Source organism: Luteimonas salinilitoris (assembly GCF_041300785.1).
Taxonomy (GTDB): domain Bacteria; phylum Pseudomonadota; class Gammaproteobacteria; order Xanthomonadales; family Xanthomonadaceae; genus Luteimonas; species Luteimonas salinilitoris.
The window spans coordinates 182,429-198,668 of sequence record NZ_JBFWIB010000007.1; the positions used below are offsets into that span (position 1 = coordinate 182,429).

Below are 16,240 nucleotides of genomic sequence, written 5' to 3' on the forward strand. Positions count from 1 at the left end.
TGCGCTGGCGCGCCCGTGCCACTGGCACGGGCTGGGACGTGCTACGCCGCAGCAGGCGGTCCGAACCAGGCGGTCAGCGCGTCGGCAAGTCCCAGGTCCGTGCCTTCTCCCACCCAGGCCACGTATCCGTCGGGCCGGACCAACACGGCAGTGGGCGCAGTGACCGCCCCGAGTGCGGGAAGCTCCCACGTGCCGTCGTACTTGGCGTCAAGCGACTGAACGCGATCCGCCCATGGCGTGATGTCGAAGCCGCCGGGCTCGCCGAGGTTGAGCAGCACCGGCCGGGCACCGTGCAGCAGGGTGAAGACCCGCAGCGGGCCGTTGGCGGTGACCAGGTCGAGATCGGGCATGCGGCGCCCGAGCAGCGGGTGCCCCTCGCCGAGGTCGTAACGGATGTCCAGGCCGAACATCATCGCGGCGAATCGCCTGCGAGACTCGTCCGCCCCGAGGAGCTCGGCAACGGTGTCGCGCAACGCCGCCGTGCGTTCGTCCGGGCGGCGGAGCGCGACGTGCGCCATCGTGGTGCGCAGTACGCGGGCAGCGACCGGGTGACGCTCGGCGTGATAGGTATCCAGCAGGCTGTCGGGGGATGTCCGCTTGACCACCTGGGCCAGCTTCCATCCCAGGTTCACCGCATCCTGCACGCCGATCTGGAGGCCCTGCGCGCCATCCGGGGAATGCACGTGCGCGGCGTCGCCGGCCAGCAGCACCCGCCGGTCGCGGTAGGCCGCGGCCTGCCGCGTCATGTCGGTGAACCTGGAGATCCACGTGGGACTGTGGACCCCGTAATCGGTCCCGTAGACGGCGATGAGCGCCTCGCTGAGATCGCGCAGGGTGGGTGCTTCGCTCGTCGATCCGAGGTGCCTTTCGGTCACCATGACCCGTACCGGCCCGCTATCCGCGTAGACCACCTTGCCGTCGCGGATCTCGTAATCCACCCTGCCGAGGGCATGGGTGCCGATCGTGTCCTGGCGGATGCCCCATTCCGGCGCTTCGGCCAGCTCGACCTCGGCGATCAGGCTGCTCGTCGTCGGATCCCACCCCGGGAACTCGATGCCGGCCGCCTTGCGGACCAGGCTGCGTCCTCCGTCGCACCCGGCGAGATACTCCGCCCGCAGCGACCGGCCGTCGGACAGCGCGACGTCGACGCCGGCGTCGTCCTGCGCAAAACCCGTCACCTCGCGTCCGCGATAAATCGTCACCGCCAGCTCGCCGACCCACTCGGCCAGGATGCGCTCGATGTGGTTCTGCCACAGCCCGACCGAGTAGGGATGCCGGGTGGGAAAGTCGCTGATGTCCAAAGGGACACCGCAGAACTGCCCGACCTGGGCCACCACCTGTCCCTCCGAGAGAAACCGATCGGCGATCCCGCGCTGATCGACGACCTCGATGGTGCGGGAGTGCAGACCGCCTGCGCGCGAGCCGGCAAGGTCCTGGCTGGCGCGCCGCTCGACGATGGCGACGTCGACCCCCGCTAATGCCAGCTCGCCCGCCAGCATCAGTCCCGTCGGACCGCCTCCCGCAATCACCACTGCATGGTCCGTCATCGCCACGCTCCGGTCCGCGCCGCGCACCTTGCCGCCGACGCATCGCATCTCCCTGCATCGGGTACCCGCAACCGCACGGCGGGTCCAACCATCGGTTCCACGTCCACACGCAGCCCATCTTCCGGTAACAGCACGCTCATTTCGCTACTCCAAACCCCATGGGTTCCGGCTTTCAGCTGGCGATTAAGCGATACGGCGGGGGGCTTGCCGCAAGCCCCCGGTGCGCTAAGATGCTGGAAGGGGAAAGGCTCGCTGGCATGGATGACTTGGCCGGCCGACGGCGATGCGCCGGCGCGCGCCGGCCGACTCGCTGCACTGCCGTGTTGTCATCCAAGGTTCAATCGGTCATGGGCTTGGCGCTTCTTGCGGCCACCCCATGCGCGCTGCACGCCGAAGCGCCGATTTGACGATCACGCGATGAAAGGGCGAGATCAGCCGGATGTAGATGTGCCCAAGCCGGCTGTGACAGTGGACGACCGTCGACAGGACAACCCGCCGCGTGTTCTGCGACTGATTGCAGCACATGAGGGACAGCCTGAAATCCAGGTGCTTGTCATCTTCCCCGAGAACGATTTCCGACCTCCCGGAACTATAGATCCTGAACATTCCGACTCGGGTCGACTTGTCTTCGCGCTCATGCGACTTGAGCTGCCTGGTCGTCTTGATGCCAAAAATTCCAACCAAGGCATCCCGGATTGCCAGCAGGCCAGCGACCACGGCGGACTTCTGGGAAAAGACGAACCGCGCGAGCGTTTCAGGGTCTTCGGTTGCGCTTGAAGGGAGTTCGATGGCGTAGGCGTCGGCCAAATCGGTCGTTGGATATACGCCCAGGATCACGGATTCCGCCGGGACCGGAACGGCTGTAACAGTGTTATGTCTTGTCGCCATGAGTCATTCCCTGCTCTGTTGATGGTCGAGGCGTCGCTCAGGCCAAGGCCAGTACGGCAGCAGCCACTATGGCCGCCGCGAGGAACAGATTGAGAGCACGTTCAACCTCCGGTCTGAGGGTCGAGCGATGGAGCGCCACGCCTGCGAGCAGCCACGCGAAATCGACGACGATCATGACGATCACGCAAAGCGTCCACTTGACCATGATGTCTTCCCGAGGACTGCTCCTGACGATCGCTTGTGAAGCAAACAGCGAAGCAAATGCCACGAATGCCTTCGGGTTGACGACTCCCAGCAGCAACCCTGCCATCGCGGAAGTCGACGGCACCCCTTCCTTGCGGGCGGAGCCGACAGGAGAAGTGGCGATCCGGCACGCGAGATAGACCAGATACATGGTCGCGTTGATCGTCATCGCCGCCATCGCAGCCGGGAGCGCCTGCAGTACCGAAGCGATTCCAGCGGCGGCTATTCCGGCGGCGAGCGCCAACCCAACTTGCAGGCCCGCGTAATAGCGAAGGCCGCCCAGGAATCCTCTTGCGCGCCCCACTGCGACCAAGGCGGCAATGCCAGGTCCCGGCGAGCCCAGCAGCGCCGTCGCCGCGAGCACGAAGGCGCCGCACGCAAGTACGTCCAAGGGCATGTGTTTGCTCGTGCTGGAGGTGTTGCGATCCTACGGGCCATGGCCAATAGTAGAGAAGCCAATTTTACTTCTGGCCATCATTAGGTTTGCTAATAGCCATGCCCGTCTTGCGTGACATCGACATCGGCGTTTTGCGCGCCTTCATTGCCGTCGCTGAAACCGGCCGGATGGCCACGGCAGCCAAGATCGTAAACCTGACCCAGGGAGCGGTTAGCCAGCAGATCAAGCGACTGGAGCAACTCTTCGGCGAACAGCTATTCGAGCGCCGTGCGGACGCCGCTCGATTGACGCGTGCCGGAGAACGCTTGATGGGCGCAGCATATCGAATGGTGGCCCTCAATGATGAAGTCGTGAATCTGATGCGACGCAGCGACTTCAATGGCGAAGTACGACTGGGCGTGCCGCACGACATCGTCGGCATGCTGCTGCCGCCCATCCTGCGTTTGTTTCGTCAGGCCTATCCGAACGTACTGGTCACGCTGGTGAGCGACACGACATCGACGTTGCGGACCGCGCTGCGCGACGGAAGCATCGATCTCGCTCTCATGACGGAATCCGAGCGCGGCAGCCGCGATCAGTGGCTCCTGACCGATCGTCTGGTCTGGGTAGGCGCGAACGGCGGCGAAGCTTGGCTGCGCCGTCCCCTGTCCGTGGCATTGGGTCAGGAAAGTTGCGGATTCAGGGCAAGCGCCGTCGCTGCCTTGGACAAGGCGGGCATCGAATGGCGGCCCATTTGCCAAGTCGGTAGTCTCGAGCCTGTGTTCGCCACGCTGGAGGCCGACATGGCCGTTGCTCCCTTCCTGTCGAGGACGGTCCCTGAACGCCTGTCGGCACTCGACAACGCCGCTCTTCCTGCGCTGTCGAGTTTCCATATCAACATCAGGCTTCCCAATACCGGGGCGAACGTCATTGCAAAGGAACTTGCCGAGCACGTCCGTGAAGGGTTTCGCCGGCGATATTCCTGAACTTGCGGGTGCTCATCGCCGGAGGCGTGCGCAACTGCGTTCTCCGGCTTCCGACAAAAAGCACAGGACCACCTTCCCATCTTCGGTAGGCAACGATGATGTGTGCTTCAGGCCCGCCTTCAGCAGAACACGCTGCGAAGGCAGGTTTTCGGGATAGACGGTGGCAATAACGCGGCAAAGCCCGACAGGCCCGTGGGCGTAGGCCAACATTGCCCGCGCCGCCTCCGTGGCGTATCCACGACCCCAACTCGATCGACCGAAGGCGTACTTGAGCTCCGCTTCGGGCTGGTTGTCCGGATGAACCAATCCGCAGAACCCGACCACCACATTGCTTTCATGTGCGACGATTGCCGACATTCCGTAGCCGCGGCTGCGGTAGTTTCTTGCGCTCACTTCGACCCATCTCTTGCAGTCCTCCTGGGTCAGCGGCTGCCCGTCGCCGACCCAGCGCATTGCGTCAGCGTCACCATAAACGTCGAGCAGTGCCGGCACGTCGCTTGTCAGAAGGTGGCGTCCGATCAAACGCTTCGTGCTGAATATGATTCGTCCCATCTGTGACATACGCCGCTAGGGTACGCGACGCAGCCCATCTTCCGGTAACAGCACGCTCATTTCGCTACTCCAAACCCCATGGGTTCCGGCCGCCATGCCTTCGGCAACGGCGACGTCGGCGTCTCGATCACGCCGACATTGGAGACGATCCACCAGCGCTCGCCGTCGTTGAGCAGCTGGAAATGGTTCAAGCCGCGCATCAGCGGCTTGTCGTCACTGCGGCGCAGGCGGATCTCGAAGCTGCTCATCACCGAGGCCAGCAGGCCGTGCTGCTCGACGCGGGTCACCAGCGGGATCTCGTGGAAGCCGGTGACGGCGTAGGCCGATTCGGTCTGGGCGATCAGCTCTTCCGGGTCCATGCCCATGATGCCGCTGGCCACCTTGGAGTCCATCGCCACCGACATGCGTGCGCCGTCGAGGAACAGGGCGCGGTAGCGGTCCCAGTCGCGCTTGGCGCCGGCGTCGGCGGAGATCACGTCGTACAGCGCGTTGACGACCGTCTCGGGCGATTCCCAGTCCTTCGGGCCGGCGCTGGCGGTGGCGGACAGGCCCAAGGCCAATCCGGCGGCGAGGCAGCGCAGTGCGGTCGTCTTGAACGGATGCTTCATGGTCATTCTCCCTCGAGCTGGTTGAGTGCGTCGGCGGTGAGGAGCCGGCCGTCGAGGACGACGGCGTGGATGGCGCGGGTGTGCAGGATGTCGGCCAGCGGGTTGGCGTCGAGCACCAGCAGATCGGCCTCGAAACCCGGGGCGATGCGGCCCAGGCGCCGGCCGGCGCCGAGCGCGTCGGCGGCGTTGCGGGTGGCGGCGAGCAGCAGGCGCGCAGTGGGCACGCCGGCTTCGGCGAGCAGCTGCATCTCGCGATGCAGGCTGATGCCGGGCGCGATCCACGGGTTGCTCATGTCGGTGCCCAGCGTCATGCGCGCATCGGTGGCATACAGCCGCGCTGCCATGCGCTGCACCTTCGGCCAGACGGCCCGGGCGCGGGCGAAGTCCTCGGCTTCCCAGCCGATGGCGAAGGTGAACCAGTCGTTCCAGTTGGCCAGCAGGTGCGGATGGGCGTAGCGGCGGGCGTCGTCCTTGTAGGGGCTGTCCCGGTCCTGCACGAACGCTGCGTGGAAGGCGACCAAGGTGGCGTCGAACACCGGGCGGTGTTGCTGATATGCGGCCACCAGCCGGTCGGCCTCGGGGCCGTCGGGGTCGAAGTGCTCCCACCACTCGAAGAACGAGTAGGTGCCGCCACGTGCCTTGGCCTGCCAGGCCGCGCGTTCTTCCGCGGTCAGCAGGTCCGGGCTGATAGGCATGAGGTGGACGATGCCGTCCAGCCCCATCGCCAGCGCATCGGGCCAGGCGATGCTCTCGAGGTGGGCCACGGCGGGGCGGTCATGGCGGTGCGCCGCATCAATGCCGGCCTTGAGCAGCTCCGGCGACAGGCCGGTGTAGAGCTTGATCCAGTCGGCGCCGGCCTCGACCTGCGCGCGCACCACGCGCTCCATTTCGTCGGCGTTGCCGACCGCGGTAGCCAGCCCGGGCAGGTCGGCGTTGTTGATCACCGGGCCGGCATTGAAGGTTTCCGGGCCGACCAACTCGCCGCCCGCAAGCCGCGCCTCGTAGCGCCCCGCGGCCGCAAGGTCGCCGCCCGGGTTGCGCAGCGTGGTCACGCCGAACGCCACCAGCCGGCGGGCGTTGTGCTCGGCGATGTCATCGTCGGCCTGCGCCTGCATCACCATCCGGCCGCGCTCGCGCTTCATTTCCAGCGGTCCCAGGGTCAGGTGGGCGTGCATGTCGATCAACCCGGGCATCAGGTAACGCCCCTGCAGGTCCACGACGCTGGCCTCGCGCACGCAGGCCTTGCTGCCGGCATCGGCGATGCGGGCCAGGCGCTTGCCTTCCACGCGCACGCACTTGAGGGCCGTAGCGCGATTGTGTTCGGCCTCGACGATGTGCACATTGTCGAGGGCCAGCGCGCCCTCGGCGGGCCGGGCGTCCGCCGGCGTGGGGAGCAGGGCGGACGAGAGCAACAGTGTTGCCAGGACCGAGCGTCGCATCGTGGGTACTTCCTATCGAGTGGTTTGTCTCCTTAGTCGCCAGGGCTCGCAGATTTCTTACGAAAAGAATTATTTTCTTCTGGCTGTAAGAAATGACCTCCCGGCGACGACTAAGGGTTGCTGGCACCCCTTCGTCAGCGGCTGACGCCATCTTTCCCCCACTGCATGCATTCACTCTGGCCAAAAGTCGAAGCCTTCCACCCGCATCTGTGGCGTGCGGTGTGCGGCTATGAGCTGAACCACGCCGTGCGCGAAGAACTGCTGCAAGAGGTGTTGTTCGCCATCTGGCAGAGCCTGCCGCGTCTTCGCGATCCGGACGCGCTGCTGCCGTTCGTACTGCGCATCGCCCACAACCTGGGTGCCAGCCACGTACGTTCGGAAACCCGGATGCCGGCTCCCGTATCGTTTGACGAGAACGTGCACGACGTGCCTGACCAGGCGACGGGCAGCAGCGGCGGCTGCGCGCGCACGGAATGGCTGTTCGAGGCCCTGGCGACGCTGCCGCTCAACCTGCGGCAGGTGCTGATGCTGCAGCTGGAAGGGTTCGACTACCAGGAAATCGCTGACATGTTGGGCATCAGCGCCGAGAACGTGGGCGTGCGCTTGCACCGCGCGCGCGAACGGCTCAAGGCGCTGTCCCGGGAGGAGAAGACCCGATGAACTTCGATGACATCCTGAAAGACGCATGGCAAGGCGAGCACCGCCCGGCCGCACCGGGGCAACTGATCCGTCGCGTGCATCGACACCAGTGGCGCCATCGCCTGCAACGGATGGTCGAGATCACGCTGACGCTGGTGGCCGTGCTGGTGTTCGGCCAGTCGCTGATGTCCCGCAGCATCGAGCCGTCGCACTGGCTGCTGCTGCCGTTCTTCGTGGTGTTCCTCCCGGCCGCATGGACCGTCATCCTGCGGGCGCCCGGGCGGCGCATCGAGGACGTGACCGAGAACACCCGGCTCTATGCACGGCTGCGATTGTCGCAACTCCGGGCCGGCCTGCGCGATCTGTGGCTGGCGCGTACAGCGGCATGGGTGTTGGTGGCGTACGCGGTCGTTGCAAACACGGGGATGTGGCTGTTCGGCGACGCCAACTGGCGAACCGCCGCACTGACGTTGCTGGGCTTTGCCATGGCGTGGGCCGCTGGCACCTTCTGGCTCGCCCGCAGGTTGCGCCGGTCGCGACTTCGGGAGTACCGCGCCGTGAGGCGGTTGGCAGATGCCTGAAGCGTACGGCGTTTGTCATCGTCCGCTTCTGGCCTATTCTGTTGAAAAACTCGGGACTTCCAAAATCAGGCGCAAATTAGTTCGGTTTCAGCAAAGTTTGCATCCGAAATCTGTCGAAATCGAACTCTCGCGCTACGATTTTCCGATCGGTCTCGGCACGGGCGAGTTTTTCAACAGAATAGGCCGGAGGCGAACGGCGGGGAAGAGGTTGCCAACGACCCGTACCGTACTTTCGCAGCTGCCCTCGTGAGTGGCATTCCCTTTCCGCCAAGTGGTGTCGAACCGGTGGATTGCGCTTTCCCCTGGGGAGCGCAGAATGGACGCACAGTCGGCCCCGGTGGTTCGCATAATAGGCTCTGTAATCATCTGGTGGGTCATGACACAGGACAACCAAGTTGCCAACAGACCTGCATTGGCCGCACTGGCAGTCGTTTCCTGGGCCGGTGTCCTGCTCCAGTTGTGGTTGTCAGTCAACCTGGCCCTGGCGAATGGCAAGACCGCAGGTGATGGAGTCGTGGCCTTTCTCGGCTATTTCACCGTCCTGAGCAACTTGTTCGTTGCACTGAGTGCCACGGTGCCCCTCGTCGTCCGCTCCAGCGGGCCCGGATCCTGGTTCGGGAAGCCTATGGTGCTTGGCTGCGCAACCACGGCCATCCTCTTGGTAGGCATTGCCTACCATCTGCTTTTACGTCATGTCTGGGCGCCGCAAGGCCTCCAGTTGCTCGCGGATAACGTGCTCCACTACGTGGTTCCAATTTCGGCGTTGGCGTACTGGGCGGTCTATGCATCCCGGACCAGGATCGGCTTCCTGGCGCCGCTCGTCTGGTGTCTCTATCCCGTGAGCTACTTGATCTATGCGCTCATTCGTGGCGCAGTGCTGGGATCGTATCCCTATCACTTCATCGATGTGGCGAGTCTGGGATATCGCCAGGTATTGATTGACGGGTTCGGCTTGCTGGTGGCGTTCCTTGCGCTCGGTGCGTTCGTCGTTGCCATCACGGCAATCCGCAATCGTTTTCGTCCCATACCCTAACCGGCGACCTTCGCCGCTAGGGCACGCGAGTGAAGGTGGTGGTCTGCAGGATCGGGTTGCCGTCCTTGTTGAAGAAGGCCTTGGTTTCGGTCAACGTCCCGCCATCCCCGGTCACCGAGTAGATGCGCGTGGATGCCGGAGTGCCGTGATCGACCAGCTGCATCACCAGCACGTTCGGGGCGGGCATCTTCATGGCGGAAACGTCGGCCCAGTAGTTGCCGGTGACCGGCCCAGGCGTGCCGTCGAGGGGCAGCGTCGCTTCCGCGTGCATCCTGCCGCCGTTCTGATCGACGATCTCGATCCGCGTCGCCCATTTTCCACCACCCGCGTCGTGGAAATCGATAAGTAGTGCTTTTGAGATTTAGTGGGCATCCATCAGTCGAACTTGACCAAATCCTTAAAGATCAGTTGACCCCAGCTATTTCCGCGCGTCTGCACAAGCAGTCCACCTTCCAAAAGCCCGCCAAGTTGGATCGGCGAGAAACCGAGATTTTCCGCAAGCGCACCAATTTCCACTGCTGCGCCGTCATCGTCGCTCGCCAGGAACACCACTCTCCTGCCACCATGTACGGCCGGATCTTGTTCAAGGACGGCAGCGACCAGATGGTTGAAGCCCCTGACCAGTTTTCCACCAGTGAAGGCCTGCGCGACGACCTTGGAAGAAGACTGTCCTCCCAGTTCCTCAGGGGACACGCCGTAGGTATTGGTCACATCGACGATGATCTTCCCCTGCCAGGTGGGGAGCGCCTTCGCGACATCCGGGTGCGATTCGAAACGGACAGCCAAAAAGACGATCTCCGCCTTGACGGCTTCCGCCAGTGTTGTGGGAATGATCCCGGGTCCGATCGCGGCCGCATCGGCTGCAAAGCTTTCCGGGTCGCGCGTGGTTGCCACGGATACTTCGATGCCCTTGCGGGCAAACGCCTTGGCAAGAGCGTGACCGATCTGGCCGAAGCCGATAATTGCGTAGCTCATATGCATTCTCCTTGGGTGGCGCGTCAGATTTGCGCCAGGCCGCCGTCGACGGCGACCTCGCTGGCGGTCATGAAGCTGCTGTCGTGCGATGCGAGAAAGGCGGCCACCGCTCCGATCTCCGCCGGATCGGCCATGCGCTGGAGCGGAGTCATCGAGGCGAAGACCTTCTGGCCCTCCTCGCCCAGCGCTTCCTTCGCGAGTTCGGTCGCCGTCGCCCCGGGCGACAGCACGTTTACCCGGATGCCGGTGCCCTTCAGGTCCTCCGCCCAGGTCCGCGCGAGGTTGCGCACTGCCGCCTTGCTCGCGCTGTAGGCGCTCATTCCCGGGGCGCCCGTGGTGCCAGCGCTCGATCCGGTCAGGATGATCGAACCGCCTTGGCCCATCAGCGGCAGCGCCTTCTGGACCGTGAAGATCGTACCCTTCACATTGGTGTCGAAGGTTTCGTCAATGTGCTCGGCGGTGAGCTTGCCGAGCGGAAGCGGGCCTCCCGCCCCGGCATTGGCGAAGACGATGTCGAGGGTTCCGCGCTCTGCCTTCACCGCCGCGTAGAGTCGGTCGAGGTCGGCCAGATCGGAGACCGAGCCCTTCACCGCGCGGGCATTGGGCCCGAGGTCGGCCACAGCGGCGTCGAGCGCTTCCTGCCGGCGGCCGAAGATGAAGACGAAGGCGCCCTCCTCGATGAAGCGCTTTGCAGCGGCGAGGCCAATTCCAGTAGCGCCGCCGGTGATCACGGCGGTCTTTCCATTCAGTCTGTTCATGTCATGCATCCTTAGGTTGGAGTTGCGCGAAAGCAGGGAACTGCTTGCTTGAGGACAAGGATGTGGTTCTGATAACCTTAAGACAAGTATGCACTTTTTGGTAAGTATCAAAATATGACGGCGCCCTCTGAAATCTGCGATACCGGCTGCGGGCTCAACGCCACGCTCCGCATCATCTCGGGCAAGTGGAAACCGCTGGTCCTGTTTTTCCTGCGCGACGGCCCGAAGCGCTACGGCGAGCTCAAGCGCTTGATCCCGGGCGTCAGCGACAAGGTGCTGATCCAGGCATTGAAAGACCTGCAGGCCGATCACGTGCTGGCGCGGACCGACTACAAGGAGGTGCCGCCGCGCGTGGACTACGCGCTGACTCCGCTAGGTCGCAGCCTGGCTGACGCGATCGTCCCGCTGTGCACCTGGGGAACCGAGAACGCGGCGGAAATGGCAAGCATCTTCGCCAAGCGCGACGCTTTGCCCATAGCGGAATGCTGAAGAACCGCTGAGTCGGACGACCCTCCGCATTCGTGGGGGGCGGCAGGTCGAATGCTTCCGATCAGACCGTCAAGATGCGCGGTTTGGGCGCTCTGGCCCATGCTTATTCACGCCATCTCGGAGGCCCGCGCCACGAAAAATCGCCGTCACGGCTCAAGCCTTCCTCTTCTTGAGAAAGGCGACCAGCGCCTCATTCACTGCCTCAGACGCCTCGAGCTGCGGCCAGTGCCCGACGCCCTCAAGTGGTAGGAACCCCTGGAGGTTTGGCACGGCCGGCTTGAGATCTTCCTCGTTCAAAGCTCGCATCTTAATCATGCTGTCTGCTGTGCCATACGCAAAGAAGGCTGGCTGTTGGATCTTCGCCCCGGCAAATGCTTTTGCTTGGTCGAAATAGGGCTGCATGCCGCGATAGATATTCAGTGGGCCGTGGAAGCCATCACGCTGGAAGCCTGCGATCATCGTCTCGGCGTCCTCGCGGTCAGCGAAGGGCGGGATTCCGATCGGGGATGGCCGGTGCATATCTTTGCTTGGGTCCATCGGACCCCATGCTTCGGAAGCATCGGGCAACCCCGACATCCAATAGAGAGCGCCCGGGAAAGTCGTGGCCGCATCGGCCCACTCCTGGTCGGCCTCCGGCTTCATGTGGCGGAACATATAAAAGGCTCCCTCCTTGCCGGCGGCCTTCAGCATTTCGAGCATGCTGGGCCCCGCACCCGGTAGCACCGGAGGGACACTGAGGCCGAAGACCGCGTCAAACAGATCCGGACGCATCACCGCCGCGTTCCAGCTCACCGTCGCACCGAAGTCGTGGCCGACCAGGGTAGCGCGCTCGATTCCGAGTTTCGCGAGGATGCCGACAAGGTCTCCGACATGGTAGAGAACCGTGTAAAGCGCGGCGTCTTCAGGCTTGGAGCTATCGCCATAGCCACGCGTATCGAACGATATCGCGCGGTAACCCGCGGCCGCGACTGCCGCCATCTGCCGGCGCCAGCCCCGCCATCCGTCAGGAAAGCCGTGGACGAACAGCACAGCCGGGCCCTCGCCTTCCTCGACAACGTTCAGCTTGACGCCATTGGTTTCTACAAAGGTCTGCTTCAGCGATCTATTCCGATCCACGAAAGTCATCTTTCATGCTCCATTTGAATTGTGAAATTGACGCACACGATGTGGCGACTGCTGAGATCGATTTGTGAAGTACACAGTTCGATAATAGTTCGCGTGCGATCGAGATGGTGTCGGCTTTACTTGGAACTCTCTGTCATCCGTCTCCGAGTCAGGTCGCAGACTAGCCGCTGCCTGACTCCGAGAATTGATGTCAGCACCGGATCGAGTCACTTCCCCGAGAACTGGATCTTTGGGATCGGCTCATGTTTCCGTACAGCCGCGACTGCAATGGCCATTCCCTCTGCGCCGTCTTTGGTGTCGAGGATGCCAGCGCCGAGCTGGGTGGAGATGATGTCGGCAGCCGAGACGCCACCGGTAGCCCAAGTGCGGATGAGCGTACGCGCCTTGCCGTAAGAGAGGGTCGGCCCTGTCGCGAGATGCTGCACGAGTTCGTCGGAGACTTGCTCCAACTCGCCGTCGGGCGCTGAATGGGTTGCGATACCCAGATCGACCGCGACCTTTCCGAAAATCGGTTCAGAAAGCAGAACGAAGCGCGTGGCGCGTGCTTTGCCGACGCGATCGGCGAGCCGCTGCACGCCGCCTGCCATGGGAAGGCCGCCGACCGATACTTCGGGGAGAACGAGCATTGCCGACTCCGCGACGACGAGGAAATCGAACGCCAAGAGCAGTTCGAAGCCACCGCCCAGGGCCATCCCTGCCAGAGAGGCAACCGTCGGGATGGGCAGTTCCTCGATCAGGCGGACCGAAGCCAGGATGTCCGCTGCAAACGCTTCGAGGAATTTCGAGCCCTTGTCCCCGATGGTACCCAGATCGTCTGCCACGGCAAAGTTGCCGGACGCGGACACCAAGTGAAGGACGCGGATGTCGCTTGCATATGCTTGGCGAACGGCAGCCCTCAGCGACGAGGGAAAGTCGGACCCTGGCTCGCTGTCTGCATCACCGAGCAAGATCAGCTTGCCCACCGCACCGTGTTGCTCGAAGCGGAACGAACTCATGTTTTATCTCCTAATTTGCTGACTATCTCGATCGCGGCCGCATCGGCTGCAAAGCTTTCCGGGTCGCGCGTGGTTGCAACGGATACCTCGATGTTCTTGCGGGCAAACGCCTTGGCAAGAGCCTGGCCGATCTGGCCGAAGCCGATAATTGCGTAGCTCATATGGTTCCTCCTTGGGTGACGCGTCAGAGTTGGGCCAGGCCGCCGTCAACGGCGAGCTCGCTGGCGGTCATGAAGCTGCTGTCCGACGACGCGAGAAAGGCAGCCGCCGCCCCGAGCTCCGCCGGATTGCCCATGCGCTGGAACGCAGTCATCGAGCCGTAGGCCTTCAGGCCCTCCTCGCCCAACGCTTCCGTCGCGAGTTCGGTCGCTATCGCCCCGGGCGACAGCACGTTTACGCGGATGCCGGTGCCCTTCAGATCCTCCGCCCAGGTCCGCGCGAGGTTGCGCACTGCCGCCTTGCTCGCGCTGTAGGCAGGCCCGTCCCGCTAGTGACGAAAACGTGCATGTTGATGCTCCTTGTAAGTGATGCTCCCAATCTAGTCCCGCCGCCGGCACATGATTAGTCGGCAATTGCGGGTATAACTATCCCGCCAACGGTAAAATCGCCGGGAGGCCACATGAGCCGCGATCTCAATGACACCTTGGTGTTCGTCAAGGTGGTCGAGCTGGGTAGCTTCACTGCCGCCGCTCGGGCGCTGCATCTACCCAAGACCACGGTCAGCCGCAAGGTGCAGGAGCTGGAACAGCGACTGGGCGCCCAGCTACTGCATCGCACAACCCGCAAGCTCGGACTGACCGAGGCGGGCAACATCTATTTCGCGCATTGCCAACGCATTGCGCGCGACATCGACGAGGCGGAAAGTGCGGTAGGCCAATTGCAGAGCGGACCACGAGGCTGGTTGCGCGTTACCGCAACGCACGCGATGGGCAACATCTGGGTCGCACCTTTGCTCAGCGAATTCCACGCGCGCCATCCGGAAGTGCGCGTGGAACTGCTGCTGAGTAACGACAAGCTCGACATCATCGCCGGCGAGATCGACGTTGCGATGCGCGTGGGCACGCTGGCGGATTCAAACTTGGCAGCGCGCAGGCTTAGCGTGCTCCGCACCGCGGTCTACGCGGCGCCGGGCTACATCGAGCGTTTCGGCGCGCCGCTGCATCCTGACGACTTGATCCACCATCGCGCACTGGCGCTGACCAGCCACCGCAACGTCAACGCCTTCACCTGGACGCTGGGCGACGGCAACGGCAAGCCGCGCGACTTCCCGGTCGATCCGGTGATGATCTCGAACGACCCGGGCGCGCTGCGCGCCGTGCTGCTGGGCGGCGAGGGCATCATGCTGGCCAGCGACGCGATGGTGCGGGCCTACGTTGAGCAAGGCCTGGTGCAGCGGGCGCTAGCCGGCTGGCGCGGCCTGGACATCGACCTCCATGCGCTCTTCCCGCGCGGACAGGTGCAGTCGCCGAAAGTGCGCGCTTTCGTCGACTTCCTGGTCGAACGCCTGAGAGTCGACGAGAACTACGTGCGGGTGCTCAGCGACGGCACCCCCGCGCTCCCAACAGTTGGCGGCGGAAGCGGCGGCGACGGAGATGCACCGGGTGCTGCCCAACGCGGCAACAAGAATGATCCCAGCGACCGCTGACGGCCAAGTCGATCCGGCGAGCGCGGGCTCGCGGTAGCGCCGTTTTACGGCAGGGGCTCGTCGGGAGCGGCTCCAGCGCCGGCAGCACGTCGGCAAGCGCGCCCTGTCACGTCGCACGAACTCGTGAGCCGTCGAGGTGAAAGCGATCCAATGAATATACGACCTTTCAAGATTGCCGTTTCCGAAGAGCAACTTAACGACTTGCTGGCTCGGCTCAAGCTCACTCGCGTGCCACGCAGTCTAGATGCCGAGAGCTGGGACGATGGAGCCAGCTTGGCATTCATGGAACGCTTGATTAGCCACTGGCGGCTTGGTTTTGACTGGCGAGCCCAAGAAGATCGCCTCAACAGCTTCCCACAGTTCATTGCCCGGGTCGGTGAGCTGGATGTCCACTTCGTGCATGAGAAAGGTAAGGGCCCCGCGCCCATGCCGTTAGTGCTGACCCATGGCTGGCCCGGATCATTTGCAGAGATGCAGGAAATCATCCCGCTGCTGAGTGATCCGGCAGCCCATGGCGGCGATGCCTCAGATGCGTTCGATGTCGTGGTGCCTTCGCTGCCCGGCTTTGGCTTCTCGCAAGCCCCACAGCATCGGGGTGTCAGTTCGAAGCGTGTTGCTGAAATGTGGTCAGAACTTATGACAGGGTTGGGGTATGACAGATTCGGCGCCCAGGGCGGAGACATAGGTGCGGGCGTGTCGATGTGGCTAGGCCGCCTTTACCCAAAGCAGATGGTAGGGCTACATCTGAACTACATCCCTGGCGGTTTTTTGCCGCCGCTAGGCGATGGCTCGCCCCCTATTACGGCCGAAGAAGAGGCGTTTCGCACCAGAGCGGCAAGCTGGTTCGCAACCGAAGGGGCCTACTCGGCCCAACAAAGCACCAAGCCGCTTACGCTTGCCTACGCACTTTCGGACTCACCTGTTGGCCTTGCCGCTTGGATTGCCGAGAAGTTCCGTACCTGGAGTGACTGCAATGGGGAGGTTGAGCGTGTTTTCACTCTGGACCAGTTGCTCACTGACATATCGATTTACTGGTTTAGCGGCAACGTCGCATCCACTTTGCGCATCTACAAAGAGAACCGCAGCGAGCCGCTCAAATTCAATGAAAGAGAACGCGTAGAACCTGCCTTTGGCATGGCGTTGTTTCCTGCCGAGCTTCCTACGCCTCCACGCTCGTGGGTCGAGCGGGTGTTCGATGTCAAAAGGTGGACGCCTATGCCCAAAGGCGGGCACTTCGCTGCCATGGAACAGCCGCAGCTCCTGGCGGAAGAAATCCGCGCGTTCTTCCGTCCGTTGCGGTGAGCGGCTGCTATCTGAAAACGGTGGCGTGCACCCGTCCGTTGCGGACTCCTGTTAGCCCA

Annotated in this window: 19 protein-coding genes and 1 pseudogene; 7 read left to right on the forward strand and 13 right to left on the reverse strand. The window is 63.4% G+C overall.

The genetic code is table 11. The features are described from left to right. Positions 1-41: 41 nt before the first annotated feature. From AB5T46_RS12590 to AB5T46_RS12600, 3 genes are all read right to left on the reverse strand, one after another. Positions 42-1,547, reverse strand: a complete 1,506-nt coding sequence (locus tag AB5T46_RS12590; protein ID WP_370564322.1) for an FAD-dependent monooxygenase — start codon at positions 1,545-1,547, stop codon at positions 42-44. A 345-nt stretch (positions 1,548-1,892) separates the two neighbouring features. After that, on the reverse strand, positions 1,893-2,384 hold the full coding sequence (locus AB5T46_RS12595; RefSeq protein WP_370564323.1) for a DUF2867 domain-containing protein: 492 nt from the start codon (positions 2,382-2,384) through the stop codon (positions 1,893-1,895). Positions 2,385-2,472: 88 nt separating this feature from the next. After that, positions 2,473-3,075, reverse strand: a complete 603-nt coding sequence (locus AB5T46_RS12600) for a LysE family translocator (RefSeq protein ID WP_370564324.1) — start codon at positions 3,073-3,075, stop codon at positions 2,473-2,475. Positions 3,076-3,173: 98 nt separating this feature from the next. Here AB5T46_RS12600 and AB5T46_RS12605 point away from each other — a divergent pair, with 98 nt between their 5' ends. Then, complete coding sequence (locus AB5T46_RS12605; protein WP_370564325.1) at positions 3,174-4,040, forward strand: LysR family transcriptional regulator; 867 nt, start codon at positions 3,174-3,176, stop codon at positions 4,038-4,040. Positions 4,041-4,052: 12 nt separating this feature from the next. Here AB5T46_RS12605 and AB5T46_RS12610 read toward each other — a convergent pair whose 3' ends face one another. Genes AB5T46_RS12610 through AB5T46_RS12620 form a run of 3 tightly spaced genes read right to left on the reverse strand, consistent with a single transcriptional unit; the run spans position 4,053 to position 6,639 of the window. Beyond that, positions 4,053-4,601, reverse strand: a complete 549-nt coding sequence (locus AB5T46_RS12610; RefSeq protein ID WP_370564326.1) for a GNAT family N-acetyltransferase — start codon at positions 4,599-4,601, stop codon at positions 4,053-4,055. A 47-nt stretch (positions 4,602-4,648) separates the two neighbouring features. Further along, complete coding sequence (locus AB5T46_RS12615; RefSeq protein WP_370564327.1) at positions 4,649-5,200, reverse strand: hypothetical protein; 552 nt, start codon at positions 5,198-5,200, stop codon at positions 4,649-4,651. Between the two features lie 2 nt (positions 5,201-5,202). Then, positions 5,203-6,639: an amidohydrolase family protein gene (locus tag AB5T46_RS12620; RefSeq protein WP_370564328.1), complete on the reverse strand. Its 1,437-nt coding sequence runs from the start codon at positions 6,637-6,639 to the stop codon at positions 5,203-5,205. Positions 6,640-6,804: 165 nt separating this feature from the next. Between AB5T46_RS12620 and AB5T46_RS12625 the strand changes: the two genes are divergently transcribed. The 3 genes from AB5T46_RS12625 (at position 6,805) to AB5T46_RS12635 (ending at position 8,892) form a co-directional block, all read left to right on the forward strand. Next, positions 6,805-7,299 (forward strand): RNA polymerase sigma factor, encoded by a 495-nt coding sequence (locus AB5T46_RS12625; RefSeq protein ID WP_370564329.1) that lies wholly within the window; start codon positions 6,805-6,807, stop codon positions 7,297-7,299. Further along, complete coding sequence (locus AB5T46_RS12630) at positions 7,296-7,859, forward strand: hypothetical protein (protein WP_370564330.1); 564 nt, start codon at positions 7,296-7,298, stop codon at positions 7,857-7,859. The genes AB5T46_RS12625 and AB5T46_RS12630 overlap by 4 nt, the downstream gene beginning before the upstream one ends. Before the next feature lie 376 nt (positions 7,860-8,235). Beyond that, positions 8,236-8,892, forward strand: a complete 657-nt coding sequence (locus tag AB5T46_RS12635) for a Pr6Pr family membrane protein (protein ID WP_370564331.1) — start codon at positions 8,236-8,238, stop codon at positions 8,890-8,892. Positions 8,893-8,908: 16 nt separating this feature from the next. Here AB5T46_RS12635 and AB5T46_RS12640 read toward each other — a convergent pair whose 3' ends face one another. The 3 genes from AB5T46_RS12640 to AB5T46_RS12650 form a co-directional block, all read right to left on the reverse strand. Next, positions 8,909-9,163, reverse strand: coding sequence for a hypothetical protein (locus tag AB5T46_RS12640; protein ID WP_370564332.1), 255 nt, complete (start codon positions 9,161-9,163; stop codon positions 8,909-8,911). Between the two features lie 104 nt (positions 9,164-9,267). Beyond that, positions 9,268-9,867: an NADPH-dependent F420 reductase gene (locus AB5T46_RS12645; protein ID WP_370564333.1), complete on the reverse strand. Its 600-nt coding sequence runs from the start codon at positions 9,865-9,867 to the stop codon at positions 9,268-9,270. Between the two features lie 23 nt (positions 9,868-9,890). Beyond that, positions 9,891-10,625, reverse strand: coding sequence for an SDR family NAD(P)-dependent oxidoreductase (locus AB5T46_RS12650; protein WP_370564334.1), 735 nt, complete (start codon positions 10,623-10,625; stop codon positions 9,891-9,893). Between the two features lie 114 nt (positions 10,626-10,739). On the opposite strand from AB5T46_RS12650, the gene AB5T46_RS12655 reads away from it, so the two are divergent. Further along, complete coding sequence (locus tag AB5T46_RS12655) at positions 10,740-11,114, forward strand: winged helix-turn-helix transcriptional regulator (protein ID WP_370564335.1); 375 nt, start codon at positions 10,740-10,742, stop codon at positions 11,112-11,114. Between the two features lie 153 nt (positions 11,115-11,267). Here the strand turns inward: AB5T46_RS12655 and AB5T46_RS12660 are convergent, their stop codons facing one another. From AB5T46_RS12660 to AB5T46_RS12675, 4 genes and pseudogenes are all read right to left on the reverse strand, one after another. Next, entirely contained in the window at positions 11,268-12,239 is a 972-nt protein-coding gene (locus AB5T46_RS12660) for an alpha/beta fold hydrolase (protein ID WP_370564336.1), read from the reverse strand. A 206-nt stretch (positions 12,240-12,445) separates the two neighbouring features. Next, a complete protein-coding gene (locus AB5T46_RS12665; RefSeq protein WP_370564337.1) occupies positions 12,446-13,234 on the reverse strand; it encodes an enoyl-CoA hydratase/isomerase family protein in 789 nt (262 codons plus the stop codon). Further along, a complete protein-coding gene (locus AB5T46_RS12670) occupies positions 13,231-13,395 on the reverse strand; it encodes an NAD(P)-binding domain-containing protein (protein ID WP_370564338.1) in 165 nt (54 codons plus the stop codon). Before AB5T46_RS12670 ends, AB5T46_RS12665 begins: the two co-directional genes overlap by 4 nt. A gap of 23 nt (positions 13,396-13,418) precedes the next feature. Beyond that, positions 13,419-13,709, reverse strand: a pseudogene (locus AB5T46_RS12675) (SDR family NAD(P)-dependent oxidoreductase); the annotation flags it as partial. A 144-nt stretch (positions 13,710-13,853) separates the two neighbouring features. Between AB5T46_RS12675 and AB5T46_RS12680 the strand changes: the two are divergent. After that, entirely contained in the window at positions 13,854-14,879 is a 1,026-nt protein-coding gene (locus AB5T46_RS12680) for a LysR family transcriptional regulator (protein WP_370564339.1), read from the forward strand. A 150-nt stretch (positions 14,880-15,029) separates the two neighbouring features. Further along, positions 15,030-16,181 carry an epoxide hydrolase family protein gene (locus AB5T46_RS12685; RefSeq protein WP_370564340.1) on the forward strand — a complete coding sequence of 384 codons (1,152 nt, stop codon included), beginning with the start codon at positions 15,030-15,032 and terminating at the stop codon, positions 16,179-16,181. Positions 16,182-16,240: the final 59 nt, after the last annotated feature.